Here is a 21,741-nt window from a genome sequence, read left to right as displayed (position 1 = left end):
AACGGGTTCAGCGTCCTATATTGCGGTCCTGCCGACCCGAATCCGGGGCGGTGCCGGCGGCGAAAAAGCCGTTTCGCCACATTCCTGCCCCAGGTGGAAACGGCATTTAACCCCTGGACGCGTCACAATGTGCCGCCAGCCGAATTGAGGCGCAGATTGAGGATTGACAGATGATCGAAGCCGCCGGAACGGCGCTGGTGACGGGCGGGGGGAAGCGGATCGGCAAGGCGATCGTCGAGGATCTGGCCGCGCACGGTTTTGCCGTCGCCATCCACGCCAACCGCTCGACCGCCGAGGCCGACGCGCTGGCTGCGAACATCAGGGACGGAGGCGGCCGCGCCGGCGTGGTAGCCGCCGATCTGACCGACATGGATTCGGTTGGCGATCTCGTCGGCCGCGCCGCGGCAGCGCTCGGCCCGGTCACGCTTCTTGTCAACAATGCGTCGCTGTTCGTCGACGATAGCGTCGAGGACTTCGACTGGGCGGCATGGGACCTTCACTTCGCCATCCATGTGAAGACGCCGGCGCTGTTGGCGCAAAACTTCGCCCGCGCCTTGCCGCCAGGGCAGGAGGGGCTGATCGTCAACATCATCGACCAGCGCGTCTGGCGGCCGACGCCGCGCTATTTCTCTTATGCGCTGTCGAAGTCGGCCTTGTGGACGCAGACCGAAATGCTGGCACAGGCGCTCGGTCCGCGCATCCGCGTCAACGCCATCGGTCCCGGTCCGACGCTGAAGAATACGCGCCAGGAAGATCATGATTTCCAGAAGCAGGTCGATGGCCTGATTCTGGAGCGCGGCCCGCAATTGGCCGAATTCGGCGCCACCATCCGCTATCTCTGGGATGCGCGCTCGGTGACCGGCCAGATGATCGCGCTTGACGGCGGCCAGCATCTTGCATGGCAGACGCCGGATGTGACAGGCATGGTGGAATGAGTCCCGCAGACCAGAAACACAAGACGCGCGCCGGCGCCGCCGACGATATGCCGCCCGAGATCAACCTTCAGGATGAAGCGGTCGAGGAGATCGTCGAGCCCGAGGCCACCGGGCCCGATGTCGCCTTCACAGCGATAGACTGGGCGCCGCATGCCGGCGACGCCGACGGCATGGTCGGCGCCGAGGTCATCCAGACATTGGTCAAGCGGCTGCCCAATGCGCCCGGCGTCTACCGCATGATGAACGCTGCCGGCGACGTGCTTTATGTCGGCAAGGCGCGCAGCCTGAAGAAGCGGGTGACCAACTACGCGCAAGGCCGGTTCCACACCGCCCGCATCGGCCGCATGGTGCGCGAGACATCGACGATGGAGTTCGTCGTCACCCGCACCGAAATCGAAGCGCTGCTGCTCGAGGCCAATCTCATCAAGCGCTTGCGGCCGCGTTTCAATGTGCTGATGCGGGACGACAAGTCGTTCCCTTACATCCTGTTGACCGGCGATCACGTCTCGCCCGGCATCTACAAGCATCGCGGTGCGCGCTCGCGCAAGGGCGACTATTTCGGACCTTTTGCGTCGGCCGGCGCGGTCGGGCGCACCATCAATTCGCTGCAGCGCGCCTTCCTGCTCAGGAGCTGCACCAACTCCTTTTACGAAAACCGCACCCGGCCGTGCCTGCTCTACCAGATCAAGCGCTGTGCCGGTCCATGTACCGGGGAGATCTCGCATAGCGACTATGCCGAGCTGGTCAGCGAGGCGAAGGATTTTCTGTCGGGCCGCAGCCAGAAGGTGAAGACCGAAATCTCTGCCGCCATGCAGCAGGCCTCGCAGGAGCTCGATTTCGAGCGCGCCGCCATTTATCGCGACCGGTTGGCTGCACTGTCCCATGTGCAGAGCCATCAGGGCATCAACCCGGCCACGGTCGACGAGGCCGATGTCTTTGCCATCCATCAGGAGGGCGGCCAAGTCTGTATCCAGGTGTTTTTCTTCCGCACCGGCCAGAACTGGGGCAACCGCGCCTATTTCCCCAGGGCCGATCCGGCACTGGAGGGGGCGGAAGTGCTGGGCTCGTTCCTGGCGCAGTTCTATGACGACAAGCCTACGCCACGGAACATTCTGCTGTCGCGAGGCGTCCAGGATCAGGAACTGCTGGCCGAAGCGCTGTCCACCCGCGCCGGCCGTAAAGTGTCGATCTCGGTGCCGCAGCGCGGCGAGAAGAAGGATTTGACCGACAACGCGCTGCAGAATGCCCGCGAGGCGCTCGGCCGCCGGCTGGCCGAAACCTCCACGCAAGGCCGGTTGCTCGCCGGCTTTGCCGAGACCTTCGGCCTGCCCAAGCCGCCGGTGCGCATCGAGGTCTACGACAATTCGCACATTATGGGCACCAACGCCGTTGGCGCCATGGTCGTCGCCGGGCCGGAAGGGTTTGTGAAGAACCAGTACCGCAAATTCAACATCCGCTCGACCGAGATCACGCCCGGTGACGATTTCGGCATGATGCGCGAGGTGATGGAACGGCGCTTTTCGCGGCTGCTGAAGGAACATGGCGATGTCGTTCCCGACGACGCGGCAGCCGGTGGAGCAGGCGACGACATCGAGGAAGACATCTCCGGCAGCTTCCCGGCCTGGCCGGACGTCATCCTGATCGATGGCGGCCAGGGCCAGATGAGCGCGGTGCGCAAGATCCTCGCCGACCTCGGCATCGAGGATCGCGTGGCGGCCATCGGCATCGCCAAGGGCCAGGACCGCGATGCCGGCCGCGAGCGTTTTTTCGTCAGAGGCAGGGACTCGTTTTCGCTCCCCGTGAGGGATCCCGTGCTCTATTTCGTCCAGCGGCTGCGCGACGAGGTGCATCGCTTCGCCATCGGTTCGCACCGCGCGCGGCGGAAGAAGGAATTGGTCAAGAGCCCGCTCGACGAGATCGCCGGCATCGGTCCCGGCCGCAAGCGCGCGCTGCTGCTGGCCTTCGGCACTGCCAAGGCGGTCAGCCGCGCGGCAGTCGAGGATCTGGTCAAGGTCGACGGTATTTCAGAGCAGGTCGCCAAGCTCGTCTACAATCATTTCCATGAGAGCTGAGCGCCGGTGACGCCGCTGTCCCGATCAAATGGCAGCAGCCGTTCTTTTCTCGCAGGCCACTCGAATCCCGGCAATCGCGCGCTATTTTCGTCTGGCCAATCGAATCTCGCCTGTTGACCCCCTACATCCGGTTCTGATTTGAGTACGCAGGCAGAAAGAGTCCCTGAGATATGGCCAAGCGCGCGTTCAACCTGCCTAACATGCTTACCTATGCCCGCATCGTCGCGGTGCCACTGGTGGTGCTGTGCTTTTTTCTCGAGGGGCATCTGAAATCGAGCGACTTCGCCCGCTGGTCGGCGTTGATCATCTTCCTGCTGGCTTCGATCACCGACTATCTCGACGGCTATCTGGCGCGCGCCTGGCAGCAGACGTCCAACATCGGCAAGATGCTGGATCCGATCGCCGATAAACTGCTGGTCGCCACCTGCCTGCTGCTGCTCGCCGCCGACACCGACCGTCATGCCGGCATCGCAGGCTGGTCGTTGTGGGCGGCAATCATCATCCTGTGCCGCGAAATCCTGGTTTCGGGGCTGCGCGAATATTTGGCGGCATTGAAAGTCTCGGTGCCGGTGACGCAGCTCGCCAAATGGAAGACCGCCATCCAGATGGTCGCCATCGCCTTCCTGCTGGCTGGGCCTGCCGGCGACAAGATCTTCCCGCTGACCACGCAGACCGGACTGGTGCTGCTGTGGATCGCAGCCCTCGTCACGCTCTACACCGGCTACGACTATTTCCGCGCCGGCCTCAAGCACATCATGGACGAGTGAGATGATCACCCGGCTCATTTATTTCGCCTGGGTGCGCGAACGGATCGGCAAGCCGGAAGAGGATGTCGAACTGCCCGCCGGTATCGAGACGGTGGCCGACCTCCTGCGCTGGCTGAAATCGCGTGGCGAGGAATATGAGCACGCGCTGCAATATCCTGATGTGATCCGCGTCGCCATCAACCAGGAACATGTCGAGCATCGCGAGAAGATAGCCGGCGCGCGCGAGATCGCGCTGTTTCCGCCGATGACCGGGGGCTGACACCATGTCCGGCGCGCCGACGGTGCGCATCCAGCGCGACGATTTCGACGTTGCCGCCGAGATCGCGAAACTGACCGGGGGTCGCGCCGACATCGGCGCCGTAGTGTCCTTCTCAGGACTTTGCCGCGACGAGCAGGGCCAGCTGTCGGCGCTGGAACTCGAGCACTATCCAGGCATGGCCGAGGCCGAAATCAGCCGGATCGCCGGCGAGGCGCTTCAGCGCTGGCCGTTGCAAGGCCTGACTGTCATCCACCGCCACGGCAAGATCGCACCGGGCGAAAACATCGTGCTGGTGGTGGCGGCGTCGTCACACCGGCAGGCGGCGTTCGAGGCGGCGAATTTCCTGATGGATTTCCTGAAATCGCGTGCGCCTTTCTGGAAGAAGGAGCACCGCGTGGACGGCAGCGATGGCGGCTGGGTCGAGGCCAAGGACGCCGACGACCAGGCTGCGGCGCGCTGGAAGGCGCGGCCCGAATAAATCTCGGCGCAGCCATGTATTGACCGCATTCCCTTGGCCAAATCGCATCGGCAAAAAGGGAGCAAGGGCATGCTGGACAGGATCGCCGAATTCTTCGTCTTCGGTTTTGTGCCGCTGGTTATCGGCGTTCTGGCCGTTCCCGAGCCTTCCGTCGCCGCCGAGAAAACCCTGAAGGGCGAGGTGATGTATCGCGAGCGCATCGCGCTGCCGCCCAACGCCGTGCTGTCGGTTCAACTTGCCGATGTATCGCTGGCCGATGCGCCGGCCGCCATTGTCGGCGAGCGCAAGGTAGCGCCGGCCGGCCAGGTGCCGATCAAGTTCGAGATCAGCTTCGATCCAACGGTGATCCGGCCCAACATGACCTATGCGCTGCAGGCGCGCATCACCGCCGACGACAAGCTGCTGTTCGTCACGGACTCGCGCTATCAGGTCGATCCGCTCAGCGAGGCGCCGCAGGCCATTGTGCTGAAAATGGTGGCGCCGAGCGACAAGCCGACCTCGGCCTCGCTGTTCGGCCAGAGCTGGCTAGTCGAATATATCGACGGTATCGGCGTGATTTCGGAGCCGCAGGCGACGTTCCGGGTCAGCGAAGCCGGCAAGGCGGGCGGCAGCGGCCCGTGCAACGCCTATTTCGCCACCGCCAAGGTCGATGGCGAGACCATCGTCATCAGCGACATCGGCTCGACCTACAAGGCCTGCGCGCCGGAGATCATGGCCGAGGAAAAGGCGCTGTTCGAGGCGCTCGCCAAGGCGGCGTCATACCGTGTCGATGGCGGCAAGCTGATCATCGCCGACAAGGACGGCCACGATATCTTGCGCTTCAACGCAGCGAGCTAAGAATCAAGACTGCGGCGGCGGGGGCGCCGGCGTCAGGCCGAACCGGCGCATCAGGTCCATCAGCCTGGTGCGGTCTGGCGGGCCGCCAGTGCTGAAGATGGCGAAGGCCTCGCGAAAATATTCCGGGCCGATCGCCGCCGGTGTCACCACGCACAGCACCTTGGCGGTCGCGGCGGTGTCGTTGTCGAAGCGATGGACCGCGCCGCGCGGAATGCACAGCGCCTGCCTAGGCCCGATATCGTGCCGGTGTCCGTCGACGGTCAGCGTCAGCACGCCTTCGATCCCGTACATCGTCTCTTCATAGTGATCGTGGCTGTGCGCCGGGGCGGGCAGGCGCTGCGAGCCGGCGACCGTCAGTTCGAAGGCGGCGATGCTGCCGTTCGACTGGTCGCCGGTAAGCAGGAAGCGCACGGCAAGGCCGCCATGGCTGATTGTCTCGTCGGCCGGATTGACGCTGATCTGGCTAGCTCTGTCTAGCATTTCATCCTCCCACGTGGTAAATTGAATTTACCGAAATGAGTAAACTCAATTTACCAGAGTGTCAATGCCATTATCCGCGGAAGAACCGCCAAAGAAGCCACCGCTGATCGGTGCACTGCTGCGCGTTCCGGCCATGGCCATTCACCGCAAGCTGATCAGGGATCTCAGGGCGTCGGGTTTCGAGGACCTCAGCCCGCCGCATATGGCGGTGATCCAATATCCCGGCCCGGATGGCCTTCGGCCGAGCGCGCTCGCCGAGCGCGCCGCGATGAGCAAGCAGGCCATGAATCAACTGCTGAAGACGCTGGAAGCGATGGGTTATATCACTCGCTCGGCGGCACCCGATGAGAGCGGCGGGACCGTCGTCCACTTCACCGACCGCGGGCGCGCCGCATACCAGAAGATGGCCGACATCCTGCTCGACGTCGAACGGGAATGGGCCGAGGAACTGGGCGAGAAGCGTTTCACGGAGCTGAAAACGCTGCTCGGCGACCTCTGGGACACGCCGCTCATCCGTTGAAAGCGGCATGAAGCCGAAGCCGGGACCTGACCAAAGAAAAAGGCCGGCGAAGTGCCGGCCTCTTGCATACATTGGTTCGCGTCGGCTCAGCCGACGATCTCGGTGTCGGAGAACCAGTACTTGATCTCCTGCGCGGCGGTTTCCGGCGCGTCGGAGCCGTGCACGGAATTCTCGCCGATCGACAGCGCGTGGACCTTGCGGATGGTTCCTTCGGCGGCGTTGGCGGGGTTGGTCGCGCCCATCACTTCGCGGTTCCTGGCAATGGCGTTTTCGCCTTCCAGAACTTGCACGATGGTCGGCGCCGACGACATGAATTCCACCAGTTCGCCGAAGAACGGACGATCCTTGTGGACGGCGTAAAAGCCTTCGGCCTCGCGGCGGCTCATCCACACGCGACGTGAGGCGACGACGCGCAGGCCGGCCTCTTCCAGCATCCTGGTGATGGCGCCGGTAAGATTGCGCCGGGTCGCGTCCGGCTTGATCATGGAAAAGGTGCGTTCGAGCGCCATGGGGTCGTCCTTGTCTTGAGATGGAAAGTCTTGAGATCGGAATGTGGAGTGGCGGGCTCTATACAAGCCGCCCGGCCCATTGCCAAGGGGAGGCGCCCCGGCAGCGTTATTCGACCGCGACCGCCCGCATGGCTGTTCGCAACGCTGTGGTCAAAGGCAAGGCTTTGCGGGAAAATGGCGATTGCGCAGGCACGCACGGTTTCGAAGGGAAATCAGCGGAACGGAAAGACATCGGACCATGTTTGACGGGACGCGCTGGCCTACCACCAGCCTATTGATTATCGGCATTTTTGCTGCCGTGGGCCTTGTTCTGCTGCTCTTTCTGGGTCGCCGCACAGATACGAACTTCGGCTTCGGCCCCGAATGGCAATGCACGCCGATGCCGAAGGGCGACCCGATCTGCGTGAAGCTGGTCGGCAAAGACGGCGCGAAGTGACTGTCAGTATCACTACCGCCTGATAACAACGGGCGGCCGCCGGCGCTCCCAGCCCTCGCACTCCAGCGTCGGCATCTCATGCTCCTCGCTGGGATAGCCGAGGCAGAAATAGCCGATCAGCGTCCACTCAGGCGGGGTGTCCAGGATTGCGGCCATCTCGGCGGCGTCGAGGATCGACACCCAGCCCATGCCGATGCCTTCCGCCCGCGCCGCCAGCCACAGTGTGTGCACCGCCATGACGGCCGAATAGTCGATGGTCGCCGGCATGGTCATGCGGCCGAGCCCATGGCCCTGTTGCGTCGTGCGGTCGGCGAAAACCGCGAACTGGCAGGGCGCTTCATTGAGACCGGCGAGCTTCAGCTGGGCATAGAGCGCGGCGCGCTCGCCCGAAAAGCATGCCAGCGCCTCGGCATTGCAGCGCTCGAAACAGTCTCTCACCGCGCCCCGCCGCTCGGCGCTGTCGACCACCACGAAGCGCCACGGCTGGCTGAGACCGACGGACGGCGCGATGCTGGCAAGCTCCAGCAGCCGCTCCAGCGTACCCTCGGGCAAAGCCGTCCGCTCGAAGCGCCGCACATCCCGGCGCCAGCGCAGCAGCGTGACCAGCCCGGCGCGAAAATCATCGGTGAAATCGGGGGGTGGTGGCATGGCGATCAGGAGACTTGTGTGGGGAATAGGCAGTAGGCAGTAGGCAGTAGGCAGTAGGCAGTAGGCAGTAGGCAGTACAGCGCTCGGACCCTATTGCCTGCTGCCTACTCCCTAAGCTGCTGCCGCCGCCTCCTTCCAGCAATGCGGGCTGAACGGACGGGTCGCGTCGTGTCCGACGAGTTTATTGAACAGAATGGTCATTGGCGGCTGCGCCCTCGCGGTCTAATTAGTCGCCTGCGGCTGAAGCGGAACTCGTCGGCGGGAAAAAGATGAAACAGCATTTCATGATGTTCGCGGCCTACAATCAATGGGCCAATGGCCGCATCTACGATGCCGTCGCCGCACTTGAGGAAGAAGAGTTCAACCGCGATGTCGGCGCATTTTTCGGCTCGATGATGGGCACGCTCAACCATCTGCTGGCCACCGACCGCATCTGGATGAAACGCTTCACCGGCGAGGGCGACGCGCCGACGAAGCTCGACGCCATCCTGCACCGCGCATTGCCTGGCCTAAAGCTGGCGCGTGAGGCCGAGGACAGGCGGATCGTCGACTGGGTCGGCGGTTTGACCGAAAAGGCTTTGTCCGGCCGCTTCTCCTACATGACCGTTTCCGACATGCGCACCGTCTCGCAGCGGCTGGCGCCGGCGCTGGGACACGTCTTCAACCACCAGACCCATCACCGCGGCCAGGCGCACGCCATCCTGACCATTCTCGGCCGGCCTTCGGTGCAGCTCGACCTGGCCTTTTTCCAACGCACCGACGAAGGCCGCGCCTACGCCTGATCTCCTGACCGCGCTTCCGTTTGAACGCACGGGAGCGTTACCGGTACATTTGCGCCGACCATCCATCCCCGACGCCAGCTCTGAATTCCAGCCGGGTTGTGAGGACCCTGTCGGCACAACGCTGCCCGGTGACGGGGCCAGGTGGCTGGGCTGTCGGTGGCCCGCCTTTTGTGGGCCTTCGGCTCCAGGCCGCCGCAGCCACAACCCGCTCCAACTCCGGTGGAATTTCTGTTTAGAGAATTAAACAAAGTTTAAATGTTGAAGCAAAAACATATTTTTTTTTAGCAGACCAGTGCACGCCTTGAGAACTACAATCCTTATTCTTGGAAAAAATAAAGAAACTATAAGGAAGACTCGTGCGTAGCTGTGAGTGCATAAGCATATGTCTGCTTTGGTTTGCTGGCATGTTGCAATGCACAAAGCAGAACGGCAACAAGGAGAGTGTCATGGTTAATATCACTCAAAAAATCGCTAGAACACTGGCGGCGGGTGCAATTATCGTCATTTTTGCCGCTCCCGCGAATGCAGGCGGCGGAATTGGCGTCGGTGTCGGCGCATCTATCGGCGGTGCTGGCGGCATCAATGCCGGTGTTGGCGCTTCGATCGGCGGCAGCGGCGGGGTCAAGGCCGGTGCCGGCGCCTCGGTTGGCGGCAGCGGCGGTATCAAGGCGGGTGCTGGCGCAACGGTCGGCGGCAATAGCGGCGTTACTGCGGGCCTCGGCGCCTCAGTCGGCGGTAGCAGCGGCATCAAGGCCGGCGCTGGCGCGACGGTCGGCGGAGCCGGTGGCATCAAGGCCGGTGTTGGGGCCACGGTCGGCGGCAGCGGAGGTATCAAGGCCGGTGTCGGCGTCAACGTCGTCAGCGGCATCAACGTCGGTGTCGGCGTCGGCATTGGCGGAACGCCGGGCACGCCCGGTACGCCCGGTACCCCCGGCACTCCAGGAACTCCTGGAACACCAGGCACCCCTGGGACACCCGGTGTCGTCGCCAGCATGTCGAACAGCCAGCTGACACGTATGAAGAAGCGCTGCGTCGATGTGCTCGCCAGCGAGGGCACCTACGACAGCGATCTGCGGCAGCTATGCCTTATGATCTCGCGTCGCTGAGACAGGTTTCGCCGGGAGTGTCGAGCCAGCCGTGAGGCTTTACGGCACTCTCCTACCGCATGGCCCAGACTTCCCAAGGGACATGCGCTGACGAGAAGCCTCCGGCCAGTCGGAAAGCCCGCCGCGCAAGTGGCGGGCTTTTTGTCGCCACTCACAAGGCAACCGATCGCGCCTTTCGATTGCCGGAGCGTTTTATCGTTTAACGGAAACGGTGAAACGCGCTATCCCTTTGTCTTGGCAATTCCGAAGGGGAAAGCGCCCAACGCGCTCTTCCCGGAAAGCCGCTCACACTTTTGCTGGAATTGTTCTGGTTAACCACATTCGAATTGCAGGTAAGATTTTAGGGTTTCATTTGTGTTCCCGCTGCAAAATGGCGAACACAGTGGGAGAAATGGCATGCGGGTCGATCTGTCGCCCACCAGCTGGGGCAGGGTCATAGCAGTCACGGTTGTCGGCACGGCGATCTGTATCGCGGCGGCCTTCCTTGTCGATTCCTACAATTTTCCGTCGCTGTCGCCCGAAGCATTGCGCTGGGCGCAGCTCACCGACCTGCTACTGCCGCTTGTGCTGGGTGGATCGTTCTTCTCTTTCCTGATGTACAAGATGCGCCAGCTGGCGATCGCCCAGAAGAATCTGAGCATTGTCGCGGCAACTGACAGCCTGACCGCGGTGTTCAACCGCGGCGCGTTTTCAATGCTGGTCGAGGCCTATCTCGAACAGGCGCGCAGCCAGGCCGTCGTCGATGCCGGCGCCCTGCTGATCGTCGACGCCGATCATTTCAAGACCATCAACGATCGATTGGGCCACGATTGCGGCGATCAGGCGCTCAAGCTGATCGCGCAGACGATCAAGGCCCAGCTGCGCGGCGCCGACATCGTCGGACGCATCGGCGGCGAGGAGTTCGCCATCTTCCTGCCCGGCGCCGACCCGTCGCAGTCCTGGCTGGTTGCCGAGGGGATCCGGCGGCGCATCCGCGAGGTCGAGTTTGCCCCGGATGGGCGGCCCTGTCCGCTCTCGGTGAGCATCGGCGGCGTCGCCTTCAGCGGACCCACCACCTATGCCGACATGTTCCTGACGGCCGACCGGCACCTCTACAAGGCCAAGTCCAACGGCCGCGACCAGGTCAGTTTCGAAACGACCGGGCCGCGCGGCCTGCTGGCCGGTGATCCGACCTTGCATTGAGGGTGAGCCTGCATGGCGTGCGTGGTGTTACAGGAACACCGATCTGACATAGCGTAGCGGGGCGGTTATCTTCCAGGATGTCGATTTCAGCAGGGCCTGGTTCGTTGCAATGAGACTCTGGATTTGTTGGTGTGCGGCCGCGATCTGCAAGCTTAGCTCATCCCGGCTTACGGCAACTTCGCGCAGCTCCCGCTCCGCCTCCTTGAGCAGATCGACATCGGAATCATGCAGGACAGGGGCGTTCTTCGAGAGACTGATATAAAACTCATGCAGGTGTAACTGACCCGGTTCATTCTTGTGAAACGCAAGTTCCCCCGACTTGATGTATCCGAGCGAACGAAGTTTCTTGATCAGAAATCGGAACGAGGCCGGCGTGAACTGCCACGCGTGAGCATCGTAATAGGCCGTGTCTACCTGAACGGCTTCGAACATGCTTTTTGCCTCTTCGTCGCTTTGCAGGAAGGCGACATCGTCAAAGGTCGGCTCGAGCCAGAGGTCTGTTTGGCCTTGGTGCAAACATACGAAACCTGGTCAAACAGAATTCCCGGCGTGTGGCGTTTGCGCTTTTCCGCATGGGCCTGCAGCGTCTGACCGACAGTGGACAGCGGCCGTAGCGCATCGAAGCAAAAGCGCTTGTCTGGTACGGCCAGCACAAGCCGTCCCCCGGGTTTCAGCAGTGTTTCGCAGTCTTGGAGGAAACGAACGATGTCGGTGACATGTTCGATCACATGCGAGGCAAAGATGAAATCGTATCGTTGCTCATAGCCGATGGTCTCGAGCAGAGTGCGGCCGTCCGAGACATAGTCGACCTCTTCGATCTTTGATGCATCGTCGCGATATTTCTCGCGCAGGCTGGCGGCGTCGGCATGGTCGACGATTTCGACATTGTAGCCACGGCGCTTTGGCAAAAGAGGATTGTAGCTTGGTCCGATTTCCAGGCCGAAGCCGCTCGGATCGAATAATGAAAACAGCAACTCATTCCTGTTCAGCATATCCCATTCCTGTCGTTATGGAGGTTTGGCGGGTGCCTTGCGGCCGTTTTTCGAACACGACCACGCTGTCGTAGACGGCGATACAGGCTGTCGATCGGGTGAAGGTAGAGACGGGGATCGCGCCTCTTGCGTGTGCCGCGTTTATCTCATCAAGCTTGTCCTTGACGAACTCCATGAAAGTCCCGGCTCGCTTCAGGCCGCCCTCATACTCATCCCAATACGCAGTATGAAGATCCTCGACGAGGTAAACGCCATGAGGGTCGACCTTGTCATACAGCAGCTCAAAGCTCTTCATTACGTGTCGCATGATATGACTTCCGTCATCGATGATGATGTCGAAGGCATCATATCTGTCGATGATCTGGTTGATCAGCGCCGGATCGTCTTGGCTGCCAGTGAATATCTCTATGCCGACTTCGTCATGCGCTTTGCAGATCGGATCGATATCGATGCCAATTACGCGAGCGCCGTGGCCGAAGTAAGCCTTCCACATCTGAAGGGAGCCGCCTCCGGACACGCCTATCTCGAGAATCGTTGGCGCTCTGTTTCTGAAGCGTTCGAAATGGCGCTCGTAGATATCGAAATAATGGAACCACTTATGAAGCCGCTTTCCTCCATTATTGAGAAAGTATCTGTGTAGAAATCCGTCTCCCAGCATCTGAAATCGACCCCAATACCAATATCTCGCGAGAGCCGCGCTGCCATGCCCGGCGCGACAACGCAGCCAGACTGGAGACCGGGAGTGGGGAGCAATTACTTGCTGGCCGTCGCGTAGGGAATGCGCCGAAGCCAACTTGCATAGTCGGACAGGCTATTGCCAGACGCCGCTAAATTGCGAGAACCCGGCTTACAAAGCTACGTGTAAATTCCAAAGATGCCAGTTTCGCAACCAAGTGGCTGCCGAGGAAAGGCCGTATCGCCCGCATGATCAGCCATCGCCTGATCCTCATTGTCGGCGTGATCCTGTCGATAAGCGCAAGTGCCGGCATCAGCAGTTCAGCGCTTCCGCACTGGCCTGCAATCCGGTAGGTGCCAGCCGCACTGCGAAAGAAACGCGGCGTTATCAGGTCTCTGGCGTAGTAGCGTCGCAAGGGAACATCGTCAGGAAATGCCACCAGAAGTTTGTCTGCGTAGATTAGAGCCGACCTGGCCATTCTTGCGCTGTATGACGCGGAGTCACCATGAATGCGCCACGCGGACAAGGCCTCTCTCAGAAACCTGTTGGTGTAGCCCGCCCTGAACAGCCGCAGAAAAAGATCGTCGTCCTCGTAGCCGGAAAGCCGCTCGTCAAATCCACCTACCGCCTCGAACGCTTCGCGAGAGATGAGGGAGGCAGACGGGAGGACATACATGTTCTGGGACAGGCAGTTGAAGATCGTCCGTTTCGGATGTTCTGAACCAAGTCGCTTGAGCATCTGCCGAACCACTAAATTTCCATCCCGATCGTATTCGTCAAGGTCACTGTAGACCCATCCGAATGGACCTACCTGAGGCTCAGGCCCTGCCGCAGCTTCCAAAGTCTCGAGATGCTTTGGGTACCACCAGTCGTCTTGGTCAAGAAAAGCGATCAGGTCGCTTTTGGAGTTGCGGACGCCCATATTGCGGGCCGACGATTGACCGCCGTTCTCTTTCGTCAGGACACATACCCGGTTGTCGCCCCGGGCAACTTCGCGAGCGACTTCAGCACCACCGTCGGTGGAACCATCGTCGACAATGATTACCTCATCTGGCGGACGAGTTTGCTCGAGCACGCTTTTCAGCGACGCTCCAATGAAATTTCGACCATTGTAGAGCGGTATGCAGGCAACGATCGATCGTTTCATCTAATAAAACCTTCACGGTGGCCAAGAACCGAATAACTCAAGCATTTAGGGTTTCATATCGAGGAAGTAAGCTTGTAAGATCGATCCTAAGGTTTTCGACATCCGGAATGAGGTTTGGCGGTACTTTCACCGATAAATCATTCTCTTCCAATGCCCGAAGAACAGAGAGAGCACGACGGTTCTGGCCTGCATATTTTAACGAAAGCGCTTCGTGATACTTCGCCCGCCAGATTAAATCGGCTTCGACGCCCGCTACCGAGGAATCGATTGACAGCTTTTTCCGGCACAGCAGATGTGCCGCACAGAGATGCTCGGCCGCGTGCAGGTAGTCGCCCTTGTGGATGAGCAGCAGCATTCCGCGATAGTAGGTCGAAGCCGCTATGCAAAGCGGCCACCGGTCGGCAAACTCCGCCAACGTGTTTATGTCATCCAGTCTGGGCCGCGCATCAGCAAGAATTGAAGCGAAGCTCTTTTCCGCCAGTTCGTACTTGCCGTGATCGATGGCCCCGCGAAAAAGGCGATAGCGCAAGCCGATTGCCAACGAAGAACCAGGAGTGGCGCGCGAAACCGCATTCTCCAGATACCAAAGGATCTTACTCTGCCAACTTTCGGTGGGTTGGAATTCGATCGGTTTGCGCGATGCATAGAACAAGGTGCTGTCTGCGCTTTTGTCGACGGATACGAATGGCAATCCCGCTTCATCGAACAGCCGTGTCAGCGCTTCAGCGCTAAAGAGGATCGTGTGAGCTCCAGGTGACAGCAGAGCCAGAAGGGTGGATTGTTCAGTGGCAGGATTGATCCGCTCGGGATTGGGCGTGGTCAGGACAATCACCCCATCCTCGGCCAAATACGATTTAAGGATTGCCAGAAAGCCGGTCACATCGTGAATGTGCTCGATTACCTCCGAGCAATGCACCACATCGTACAGATATTGTGGATTGGCGTTCAGCGGCGCAAAATCGCGGACGATATCGAGGCCGAGTTGATCCCGCCCCGCGCCACCATACTGTGAAGGCTCGAAGCCCTTGGCCTCCCAGCCGGCGATGGTGCGAACGGCATCCAGGGCAAAGCCGAAACCGCAACCGATATCGACGACTCTGCCGACTCGACCTTCTGGAACGACCCTGAGAATGTTCCGCGCGACAGTGTCGATGGAGGCGTTCATTTCAACGTAGTTGCGGATACCCAACGGGTTGGTGTGTTCCGTATAGTCGATTGATGGGAACGGGTGACAAATCAGCGACGCACATCGATCGCATCGGTAGAGCGACATCGTGCCGGCGCTCAAAACTTTTGCCTTGGCATTGGCGCCACCACACGCTGGGCAAACGAATTCCGCCGGGGCCGGTGGGCAGTCGAAGTTTATGAATCCCCTCTCTGGCATCGTTGTGATCAGTGCTTCGGATAGGCTTTGCTGTGGTCCATGGAATCGCTGCGCTGGAGCGGCCAGGAAACCGCACCATCCGGAAGATCGAAAGTCTTGCGCGCCAGGACATAGGACGCCGCCATTCCATCGTGGAGCGCAAATTCGAGCATGGGACCTTCCCGGAACGCCGGGTGCACATACATTTTGACCGGCGTCGTCATTCCGACTTCGAGGATCTCGAAGCCCATCTCGGGTGCGAACAGGACTTTCAAGCCTTCGCTCGAAATCCGCCAGAAATCGTTGGGCATTTCATGGACTGGAAAGGCTTGAGGCACCGAGTGCAGGGTCAGGCCTCCGACCTTCAGCACCCTGTTGATTTGCGCCGCCAGCAGCCACGGACAACTAAGATGCTCCATCACCGCATAAGAGAATATTCCGTCTATTGAGCCGGGCTCGAAATGCTCACCCAGGAAATGTGCGTCTGCCACAACGTCGACGCCTGGCGCTTCATGAATGTCGACACCGATGAACTTGCACTCGGGCTGGAACTGCCCTGCCTGTAGCGAAGATGACGGCCCCACGACACGCGCACCGATTTCCACGACGACACCACCGGTCCTCTTCATCTCATCGGCAAAGCGCCGTTGCGTGAACATCGGCTCGGGAAGGACAGTATTGACAGGATGATTGGCCGAAAGTGCGGAGATTTCGAATTCCGCCGAGCCATCGACGGTCTCGATTTCCAAAACCACCGGCCGGAAGGGACTGCAGGCCAAGTAGGCCGAGAAGCCGCATTTCATTGAATGCAGTGATGGGAAGAAGGTCGCCAAGTCGGATCGGTCGTGGAAGTCCGAAACCTCTACCCGAAAATCCCCGCTCTTCAGCCGCATCACCGTGATCGGGAGGTCCCAAGCATGGGCCCAGCCTTTTACGAACACGCCATACGTATCGCACCACAGATTGTCGATCAAATGGACAAATTTTTCGGCATGCGGTGCTTCGGCATGCGGTGGCTCCGCAGACGATTCTTCGGGAGGCGGTGCTTCGGAAGGTGGCGCTTCGGGAGGCGGTGCCGCAAAACTCAGCGAATTGGTCGTGTCGAGGTCAGGCTGTTTTCGAAAAGCAAAAAGCTGTCGAAAACCGGGTCGACCGGCTGCTGTGAACAGAGAGCCAAGATTGGCTCTATTCAAAAGGCTGCCCAGTCGGTACGTCAATATACCCTGTGTATTCTGCAACGCCCCACCCATTCCTATGCTGATATAGTTGCTGGTTTCTGCTAAATAACGTGTTCAGCGCACAGGTCGCTTGATCGTCCTCCCGGTTCACCAAGGCACGTTAGCCCTCAAAGCTTGATCGCACAATATGCTCTGAGAGTTATGTACATCAAGAATTGATCTACGTGGGGTGCGAGTTTTCGTAAAGCAAAAATTGAAAATTGCGCCCAAGTTTTGGTGCAGCGGCGGCCAACATATTTGTTTCCGTGGCGCAGGTAAAACTATCGCTTCTGAGAACGACTTCGCGATAACCACGATGTTACACGAAAGCGGTGGAGAATATCGTTATACAACCAAAATCTCGATTTTTCTGGCGATAAGCAGCCGCCAGCCGCCGTCAGCAATCCGTTCATCTCTTAGCATTAATCTCTGGCGAGCTGATCTTCGGCCCAACGAGGGCAGGGTGCCTCAAGGCGGTGCCGGTCATAGGAGATGGATTGGCTGGCAGCGCACCGCGTCCATCCTGTCGACCAGATCCTGACCAAATCGGCGTCGTTCCTGCCGGTCTTCGCTCTCGATTTTTCGAACCCCGCCATACTGGTCTTCACAGTGATCTATCAATGGCAGTCGCTGTTCATCCATTCGAACACGCGCATCACGGTCGGACCGTTGAAATGCCTGCTGGCGTCACCGCGATTTCATCACTGGCATCATGCCAATGAGCGCGAAGCCTGGGACAAGAATTTCGCCGGGCAGCTGCCTTTGCTCGACATGCTGGGAGGCACATTGTTCATGCCCGACAGGATGCCGCAGAAATACGGCACCGATGACCCGGTTCCCTCGCTCTATCATCCGCAGCTTGCCTATCCCTTTGTCGGCGCTCAACTCTTTGTCGGCAACACCGAACAGACCGCCCCGCCGGCAAGGCTGGCAGAGGCCTCGCCGACGTCTGCCGGCAAGTCCGAGTGATCTTTTTTGCTGGGCAGGCCTGGTCCCGGCCGTCTCAGACGGCGTAGCCGCCATAACCGTGTGCGACCGGCTTGACCGAGACGGCCGGCTGGACCGCGGGCCAGAGGATGCCTGCCGTGACTGCAAAGGTGATCAGGGCATCGCGTGCGGCCTCAGTCGAGATTTCGCCGGCGCGTGCCGCCTCGCAGGCCCTCACGGCCGCGCCATAGCTCAGGCGCCGGCGTGACGGCGGAAATTCGGTCAGGAAATCATGCATCTCGAACAGCGAGGCGAGCATGCGTTTGTGGCCGGCGCCAACGCTAACGGCAACCGGGGTGAAGAACATCGCATCGTGCATTCTGGCCTCTCTGGATGGGCGGAAAGGCGGCGGTCGCCGCTCTCCGATCGCGGGTTGGACGCCAGAAAACGCGGCTGACGGCCCGAGGTTCCCTGAGAGATGCCATGACAGGACGATTTGCTCTTGAGGTCGCTCCCTGCCGGCATTCGCGGTTGCGGCTATTTCCACATGCCGCGCATGCGGGCGCCGAGGTCGACGCGGACTTCAGGTCTGTGGCGCGGATCGTCCTTGGCGTGGACGCTCGCCCACGACGTCTGCTCGAAGGCGCCGAGGATCGAGGCCGGGATGAAACGGGTTCGCGAGGCATAGACGTGGCGGTCGCCGCGCGCTGCCTGGCCGTGAGTGAAGAAGCGCTGCGGCGTCACCAGATGCAGGCCGTCCTTGGCCCGCGTCATCGCGACGTAAAGCAGCCGGCGCTCCTCCTCGATGTCTTCCTTGGTGCCGACGCCGAGATCGGCCGGGATGCAGCCATCGACGGTGTTGAGCACGAAGACGTTCTTCCATTCCTGGCCCTTGGCCGAATGAATGGTCGACAGGATCAGATAGTCCTCGTCGCGGTGCGGCGGCCCGGCCTGGTCGCTGGTCGCATCCGGTGGATCCAGCGTCAGCTCGGTCAGGAAGCGCTCGCGCGAAGCATAGCCGGAACCGATCTGCTCGAGCTGCATGAGGTCGGCCCGCCGCGTCGTCGCATCCTCGTGGATGCGCTCAAGATGCGGCTCGTACCACAGCCTGACCTGTTCGAGATCGGCCGGCCATTTCCCCGACCGGGCGCGCAGGCCGGAATAAAGCGCAACGAAGGCTGGCCAGTCCTCAGCCGCGCGTTGCGGCGGCCGGTAGCGGGCCAGCCCCATTTCCTCGTCGAGCGATGTGGCCATGGTCTCGACGATGGTGCTCGCCGCCGAAGGGCCGATGCCGGGCAGGAGCTGCAGCACGCGGAAGCCGGCGACGCGGTCGCGCGGGTTCTCGGCAAAACGCAGCACCGAAAGCACGTCCTTGACATGGGCGGCGTCGAGGAATTTGAGCCCGCCGAACTTGACGAAGGGGATGTTGCGGCGCGTCAGTTCGATCTCCAGCGGGCCGCTGTGGTGCGAGGCGCGAAACAGCACCGCCTGCGATTTCAGCACCGTGCCGGCCTCGCGCTCGGCCAGGATGGCCTGGCAGACATAGTTCGCCTGCTCGGCCTCGTCGCGCACGCTGACCAGTTTCGGCCTTTGCGAGGATTTGCGCTCCGACCAGAGGTTCTTGGTGAAGCGCTCCGACGCCTCCGAGATGACCGCGTTGGCTGCCGCCAAAATAGTCACGGTCGAGCGGTAGTTGCGCTCCAGCATGATGACATCGGCGGCTCGCGCGAATTGTTGCGGGAAATCGAGGATGTTGCGCACTTCCGCGGCGCGAAACGAATAGATCGACTGCGCGTCGTCGCCCACCACTGTCAGTCCGGCGCCGTCCGGCTTCAGCGCCGAAAGGATCGAGGCCTGCAGCCGGTTGGTGTCCTGGTATTCGTCGACCAGCACATGGTCGAAACGCGAGCCCAGATGCGCCGCGATCTCCGGCTCGGCGGCCATTTGCGCCCAGTAGAGCAGGAGGTCGTCGTAATCGAGCACGTTCTGCGCCTGCTTGGCCTCGACATATCGGGCGAACAGAGCCTTCAGTTGTTCGGCCCAGCCGGCACACCACGGAAAGGCCGAACCCAGCACCTCGCCAAGCGGCGCCTGCGCGTTGACGGCGCGCGAATAGATCGCCAGGCAGGTGCCCTTGGTCGGAAAACGGCTTTCGGTCTTCGAGAATCCAAGTTCATGCCGGGCAAGATTCATCAGGTCGGCGGAATCCTCGCGGTCGTGAATGGTAAAGGCCGGGTCGAGGCCGATCGTCAGCGCATAGTCGCGCAGCAGCCTGGCGCCGATGCCGTGAAACGTACCGGCCCAGGCCAGCGCGTCGGCGATGACGAACGCGTCTCGGCCCAGGACCTCGCCGGCGATACGTTCGACCCGCCTGGCCATTTCGGTGGCGGCGCGGCGCGAGAATGTCATAAGCAGAATGCGTCTGGGATCAGCGCCCTTGACGATTAGATGCGCGACCCGGTGGGCGAGCGTGTTGGTCTTGCCGGAGCCGGCGCCGGCGATCACCAGCAGCGGCCCGGCGATCTGGCCGTCGCCATGTTCGACGGCGAGCCGCTGCTCGGCGTTGAGCTTCGCCAGATAGGCGGGCTGCAAGGACGAATCATTGATGGCGATGGTCATCGCCTATCAAGCATCGTTTCCGCTTTGTTCGCAACGGGCCGAAGTCGCCCCTATCGCCGTGGCGCGACACCCGTCGCCGCCGACTGGCGCCGCAATGTGGCGCGTTCGTCGCCAGGCACCGGCAACGGATCGAAATTGTCGGGCACGTCCTTGATGATCTCCTTGGCGATGCGATAGGTCGCGTAAGCGAAAAGGCCGGTAATGAGCAGACGGATCATGGCGCGATCTCCTTTGGGCAACCAACCTCAGAGCCGCCGTTTGGTTCCAGCCGACGCGGCGTCGTTTGCGAGCGTGCAACCAAAGCCGAACCACCTCGTTGCCTTATGAAGGAGAGGGCAGACCTAGGAGGTCGCCATGAAGAGGCTTCTGATTCTGTTGGCCGCCAGCTTGGCGCTCGCCGCCTGCGACGGTGACATCCAGCCAACCAAAGCCCCGGTGCTCGACCAAACCCCGCAGACGGATTCGGCGCCAAAGCCGGCGGCCAGCGGCGATCAGCCGGCGCAATGATCGTTTTAGCGGGACGATAAGGCTGAGGTAGCCTTCGGGAGAAGAAGGCCGGCGCCGCTTGGGAGGTGAGCTGATAGCGCCGGCCAGGCGGATATCAGGTCCGCCGCAACAACCGAAGATAGCTGAGTCTCTCGCCTGCGTCATGAGGTGGCAGTTTTCGTGCCGGTTCTGCTCGTGCCGTCTGCGCAAAACCAGCAGAAACGGCCGCAAATCCCGCAAGGCCGCGGAAAGAATCCGACCTCAGGCAATGGCCTTGCGCAGCACCGGGCCGCCGGCAATCCCGGCGTCCAGCTGGCACTGCGTCAGCGCCGCCTCGGCCATTATCCACTGCTTGAACAGTTCCACCTTGCGCGTGTAGGGCGCGGTGACCGGGCAGACGAAATACCAGCCGGCGGTGTTGGGGTGATGCACGGCAAACGGCGCCACCAGTCTCTCTGCGCGGATCTCGCTCGCCATATAGGCGCGGTTGGCGACTGCAAAGCCCATGCCGGCATTGGCCGCCTCATAGGACATCATGCAGGAATCGAAATAGATGCTCTTGGTCTCGCCGAGCACGGAACTCGCGCCGGCAAAACCCAGCCACGACTGCCAGTTCTGCGTGCAGGTGTCGGAATGCAGCAGCGTGAAATGCCTGAGGTCGTCCGGCGTCACCTTTGACGGCGGCCTGTCGCCGAGAACTTCGTGGAACAGCTTCCTGCTGCACACCGGCGTCAAATCCTCCTTGAACAGCAGGTCCGCTTTGAGGTCGGGAAAGCTGCCGTCGCCATAGCGGATCTCGAGGTCGAACTCGGAGGTGGCGAACTCATTGGCGGCGTAGGAGGTCGAAACCCGCATTTCGATTTCGGGATATTGCCGCTGGAACAGCGGCAGGCGGGCAAACAGCCAGCGCGCCGCGAACGTCGGCAGCACCGAAATCTTCAGCACATGTGCCTGCGACTGTCCGGTCGCCTCCATGCTGGCCGCCACGATGCGCTCCAGCGCCTCGCGAACGCGCGACACATAGGTCTCGCCCTCGGGCGTCAGCGACACCGCATTGCCGCCGCGCTGGAAGATCTTGAAGCGCAGCTGTTCCTCGAGGCTTTTGACGCGCTGGCTGACGGCGGAAGCAGTAATAAACTGCTCTTCGCCGGCGCGCGTGAAGTTACGGTGCCGGGCGGCACTTTCGACAATCTTCAGCGAATTGAGGTTGACCTGACTGAGCAGACGCACGCGTTTCGACCTTAAGCTGGGCTTACACTAGCACCAGCATTCCTAATTTTACAGGGGTGGGGAAATTAATCGA

General features: G+C 61.1%; 26 protein-coding genes. 13 read left to right on the top strand and 13 right to left on the bottom strand.

All coding sequences use genetic code 11. The features are described from left to right. Nucleotides 1–170 precede the first annotated feature (170 nt). From NKI05_RS22550 to NKI05_RS22525, 6 genes are all read left to right on the top strand, one after another. Nucleotides 171–935, top strand: coding sequence for an SDR family oxidoreductase (locus tag NKI05_RS22550; protein WP_023814924.1), 765 nt, complete (start codon nucleotides 171–173; stop codon nucleotides 933–935). Beyond that, the gene (uvrC, locus tag NKI05_RS22545) at nucleotides 932–3,007 is read left to right on the top strand and encodes an excinuclease ABC subunit UvrC (protein WP_023814923.1); all 2,076 of its coding nucleotides are present in this window, start codon (nucleotides 932–934) and stop codon (nucleotides 3,005–3,007) included. Before NKI05_RS22550 ends, uvrC begins: the two co-directional genes overlap by 4 nt. 170 nt (nucleotides 3,008–3,177) lie before the next feature. Further along, entirely contained in the window at nucleotides 3,178–3,774 is a 597-nt protein-coding gene (gene pgsA, locus NKI05_RS22540) for a CDP-diacylglycerol--glycerol-3-phosphate 3-phosphatidyltransferase (RefSeq protein WP_023673449.1), read from the top strand. Between the two features lies 1 nt (nucleotide 3,775). Continuing rightward, a complete protein-coding gene (gene moaD, locus NKI05_RS22535; RefSeq protein ID WP_023673448.1) occupies nucleotides 3,776–4,033 on the top strand; it encodes a molybdopterin converting factor subunit 1 in 258 nt (85 codons plus the stop codon). 4 nt (nucleotides 4,034–4,037) lie between these two features. Then, complete coding sequence (locus NKI05_RS22530) at nucleotides 4,038–4,511, top strand: molybdenum cofactor biosynthesis protein MoaE (protein ID WP_023742333.1); 474 nt, start codon at nucleotides 4,038–4,040, stop codon at nucleotides 4,509–4,511. A gap of 69 nt (nucleotides 4,512–4,580) precedes the next feature. Further along, complete coding sequence (locus tag NKI05_RS22525) at nucleotides 4,581–5,348, top strand: YbaY family lipoprotein (RefSeq protein ID WP_023814922.1); 768 nt, start codon at nucleotides 4,581–4,583, stop codon at nucleotides 5,346–5,348. 3 nt (nucleotides 5,349–5,351) lie between these two features. On the opposite strand, the gene NKI05_RS22520 is transcribed toward NKI05_RS22525, so the two are convergent. Next, nucleotides 5,352–5,828 (bottom strand): cupin domain-containing protein, encoded by a 477-nt coding sequence (locus NKI05_RS22520; protein WP_023701902.1) that lies wholly within the window; start codon nucleotides 5,826–5,828, stop codon nucleotides 5,352–5,354. Nucleotides 5,829–5,892: 64 nt separating this feature from the next. On the opposite strand from NKI05_RS22520, the gene NKI05_RS22515 reads away from it, so the two are divergent. Next, nucleotides 5,893–6,348 (top strand): MarR family winged helix-turn-helix transcriptional regulator, encoded by a 456-nt coding sequence (locus NKI05_RS22515; protein WP_023701901.1) that lies wholly within the window; start codon nucleotides 5,893–5,895, stop codon nucleotides 6,346–6,348. Nucleotides 6,349–6,434: 86 nt separating this feature from the next. Here NKI05_RS22515 and ndk read toward each other — a convergent pair whose 3' ends face one another. Next, the gene (gene ndk / locus NKI05_RS22510) at nucleotides 6,435–6,857 is read right to left on the bottom strand and encodes a nucleoside-diphosphate kinase (protein WP_023673443.1); all 423 of its coding nucleotides are present in this window, start codon (nucleotides 6,855–6,857) and stop codon (nucleotides 6,435–6,437) included. Between the two features lie 238 nt (nucleotides 6,858–7,095). On the opposite strand from ndk, the gene NKI05_RS22505 reads away from it, so the two are divergent. Next, nucleotides 7,096–7,293, top strand: coding sequence for a hypothetical protein (locus NKI05_RS22505; RefSeq protein WP_023814921.1), 198 nt, complete (start codon nucleotides 7,096–7,098; stop codon nucleotides 7,291–7,293). Between the two features lie 12 nt (nucleotides 7,294–7,305). Here NKI05_RS22505 and bluB read toward each other — a convergent pair whose 3' ends face one another. Beyond that, on the bottom strand, nucleotides 7,306–7,941 hold the full coding sequence (gene bluB, locus NKI05_RS22500) for a 5,6-dimethylbenzimidazole synthase (RefSeq protein WP_023814920.1): 636 nt from the start codon (nucleotides 7,939–7,941) through the stop codon (nucleotides 7,306–7,308). A 269-nt stretch (nucleotides 7,942–8,210) separates the two neighbouring features. Here bluB and NKI05_RS22495 point away from each other — a divergent pair, with 269 nt between their 5' ends. The 3 genes from NKI05_RS22495 to NKI05_RS22485 all read left to right on the top strand — a co-directional run bounded on the left by NKI05_RS22495 (nucleotide 8,211) and on the right by NKI05_RS22485 (nucleotide 11,011). Next, a complete protein-coding gene (locus NKI05_RS22495; RefSeq protein ID WP_023814919.1) occupies nucleotides 8,211–8,723 on the top strand; it encodes a DinB family protein in 513 nt (170 codons plus the stop codon). A gap of 446 nt (nucleotides 8,724–9,169) precedes the next feature. Next, nucleotides 9,170–9,829, top strand: a complete 660-nt coding sequence (locus NKI05_RS22490) for a hypothetical protein (RefSeq protein WP_352793187.1) — start codon at nucleotides 9,170–9,172, stop codon at nucleotides 9,827–9,829. Between the two features lie 396 nt (nucleotides 9,830–10,225). Then, nucleotides 10,226–11,011, top strand: coding sequence for a GGDEF domain-containing protein (locus tag NKI05_RS22485; protein WP_023754713.1), 786 nt, complete (start codon nucleotides 10,226–10,228; stop codon nucleotides 11,009–11,011). A gap of 27 nt (nucleotides 11,012–11,038) precedes the next feature. Here NKI05_RS22485 and NKI05_RS22480 read toward each other — a convergent pair whose 3' ends face one another. From NKI05_RS22480 to NKI05_RS22455, 6 genes are all read right to left on the bottom strand, one after another. Next, nucleotides 11,039–11,443 carry a hypothetical protein gene (locus tag NKI05_RS22480; protein ID WP_352793185.1) on the bottom strand — a complete coding sequence of 135 codons (405 nt, stop codon included), beginning with the start codon at nucleotides 11,441–11,443 and terminating at the stop codon, nucleotides 11,039–11,041. Beyond that, nucleotides 11,422–12,003, bottom strand: a complete 582-nt coding sequence (locus NKI05_RS22475; RefSeq protein WP_352793183.1) for a class I SAM-dependent methyltransferase — start codon at nucleotides 12,001–12,003, stop codon at nucleotides 11,422–11,424. Before NKI05_RS22475 ends, NKI05_RS22480 begins: the two co-directional genes overlap by 22 nt. Beyond that, nucleotides 11,987–12,661, bottom strand: a complete 675-nt coding sequence (locus NKI05_RS22470) for a class I SAM-dependent methyltransferase (protein WP_023738637.1) — start codon at nucleotides 12,659–12,661, stop codon at nucleotides 11,987–11,989. Before NKI05_RS22470 ends, NKI05_RS22475 begins: the two co-directional genes overlap by 17 nt. A gap of 169 nt (nucleotides 12,662–12,830) precedes the next feature. Then, complete coding sequence (locus tag NKI05_RS22465) at nucleotides 12,831–13,826, bottom strand: glycosyltransferase family 2 protein (RefSeq protein WP_023738638.1); 996 nt, start codon at nucleotides 13,824–13,826, stop codon at nucleotides 12,831–12,833. A gap of 37 nt (nucleotides 13,827–13,863) precedes the next feature. Next, on the bottom strand, nucleotides 13,864–15,114 hold the full coding sequence (locus NKI05_RS22460; RefSeq protein ID WP_352793180.1) for a class I SAM-dependent methyltransferase: 1,251 nt from the start codon (nucleotides 15,112–15,114) through the stop codon (nucleotides 13,864–13,866). A gap of 104 nt (nucleotides 15,115–15,218) precedes the next feature. Beyond that, nucleotides 15,219–16,406, bottom strand: coding sequence for a methyltransferase domain-containing protein (locus tag NKI05_RS22455; protein WP_155929547.1), 1,188 nt, complete (start codon nucleotides 16,404–16,406; stop codon nucleotides 15,219–15,221). Between the two features lie 492 nt (nucleotides 16,407–16,898). Between NKI05_RS22455 and NKI05_RS22450 the strand changes: the two genes are divergently transcribed. After that, nucleotides 16,899–17,375, top strand: coding sequence for a sterol desaturase family protein (locus NKI05_RS22450; protein WP_023814914.1), 477 nt, complete (start codon nucleotides 16,899–16,901; stop codon nucleotides 17,373–17,375). A 34-nt stretch (nucleotides 17,376–17,409) separates the two neighbouring features. Here the strand turns inward: NKI05_RS22450 and NKI05_RS22445 are convergent, their stop codons facing one another. From NKI05_RS22445 to NKI05_RS22435, 3 genes are all read right to left on the bottom strand, one after another. Next, nucleotides 17,410–17,712 carry a DUF982 domain-containing protein gene (locus NKI05_RS22445; RefSeq protein ID WP_023670262.1) on the bottom strand — a complete coding sequence of 101 codons (303 nt, stop codon included), beginning with the start codon at nucleotides 17,710–17,712 and terminating at the stop codon, nucleotides 17,410–17,412. 158 nt (nucleotides 17,713–17,870) lie between these two features. Continuing rightward, nucleotides 17,871–19,952, bottom strand: a complete 2,082-nt coding sequence (locus NKI05_RS22440) for an ATP-dependent helicase (protein WP_352793177.1) — start codon at nucleotides 19,950–19,952, stop codon at nucleotides 17,871–17,873. Nucleotides 19,953–20,002: 50 nt separating this feature from the next. Further along, nucleotides 20,003–20,170 (bottom strand): hypothetical protein, encoded by a 168-nt coding sequence (locus tag NKI05_RS22435; RefSeq protein ID WP_023670264.1) that lies wholly within the window; start codon nucleotides 20,168–20,170, stop codon nucleotides 20,003–20,005. A 136-nt stretch (nucleotides 20,171–20,306) separates the two neighbouring features. Between NKI05_RS22435 and NKI05_RS22430 the strand changes: the two genes are divergently transcribed. After that, a complete protein-coding gene (locus NKI05_RS22430; RefSeq protein WP_023693936.1) occupies nucleotides 20,307–20,459 on the top strand; it encodes a hypothetical protein in 153 nt (50 codons plus the stop codon). A gap of 240 nt (nucleotides 20,460–20,699) precedes the next feature. On the opposite strand, the gene NKI05_RS22425 is transcribed toward NKI05_RS22430, so the two are convergent. After that, entirely contained in the window at nucleotides 20,700–21,668 is a 969-nt protein-coding gene (locus NKI05_RS22425) for a LysR substrate-binding domain-containing protein (protein ID WP_023735479.1), read from the bottom strand. Nucleotides 21,669–21,741 lie beyond the last annotated feature (73 nt).

Source organism: Mesorhizobium sp. M0771, assembly GCF_040320155.1.
In the GTDB taxonomy this organism is placed as follows: Bacteria; Pseudomonadota; Alphaproteobacteria; order Rhizobiales; family Rhizobiaceae; genus Mesorhizobium.
The sequence above is the reverse complement of the archived record's forward strand: the minus strand, read 5'-3'. Positions and strand labels throughout refer to the sequence as shown.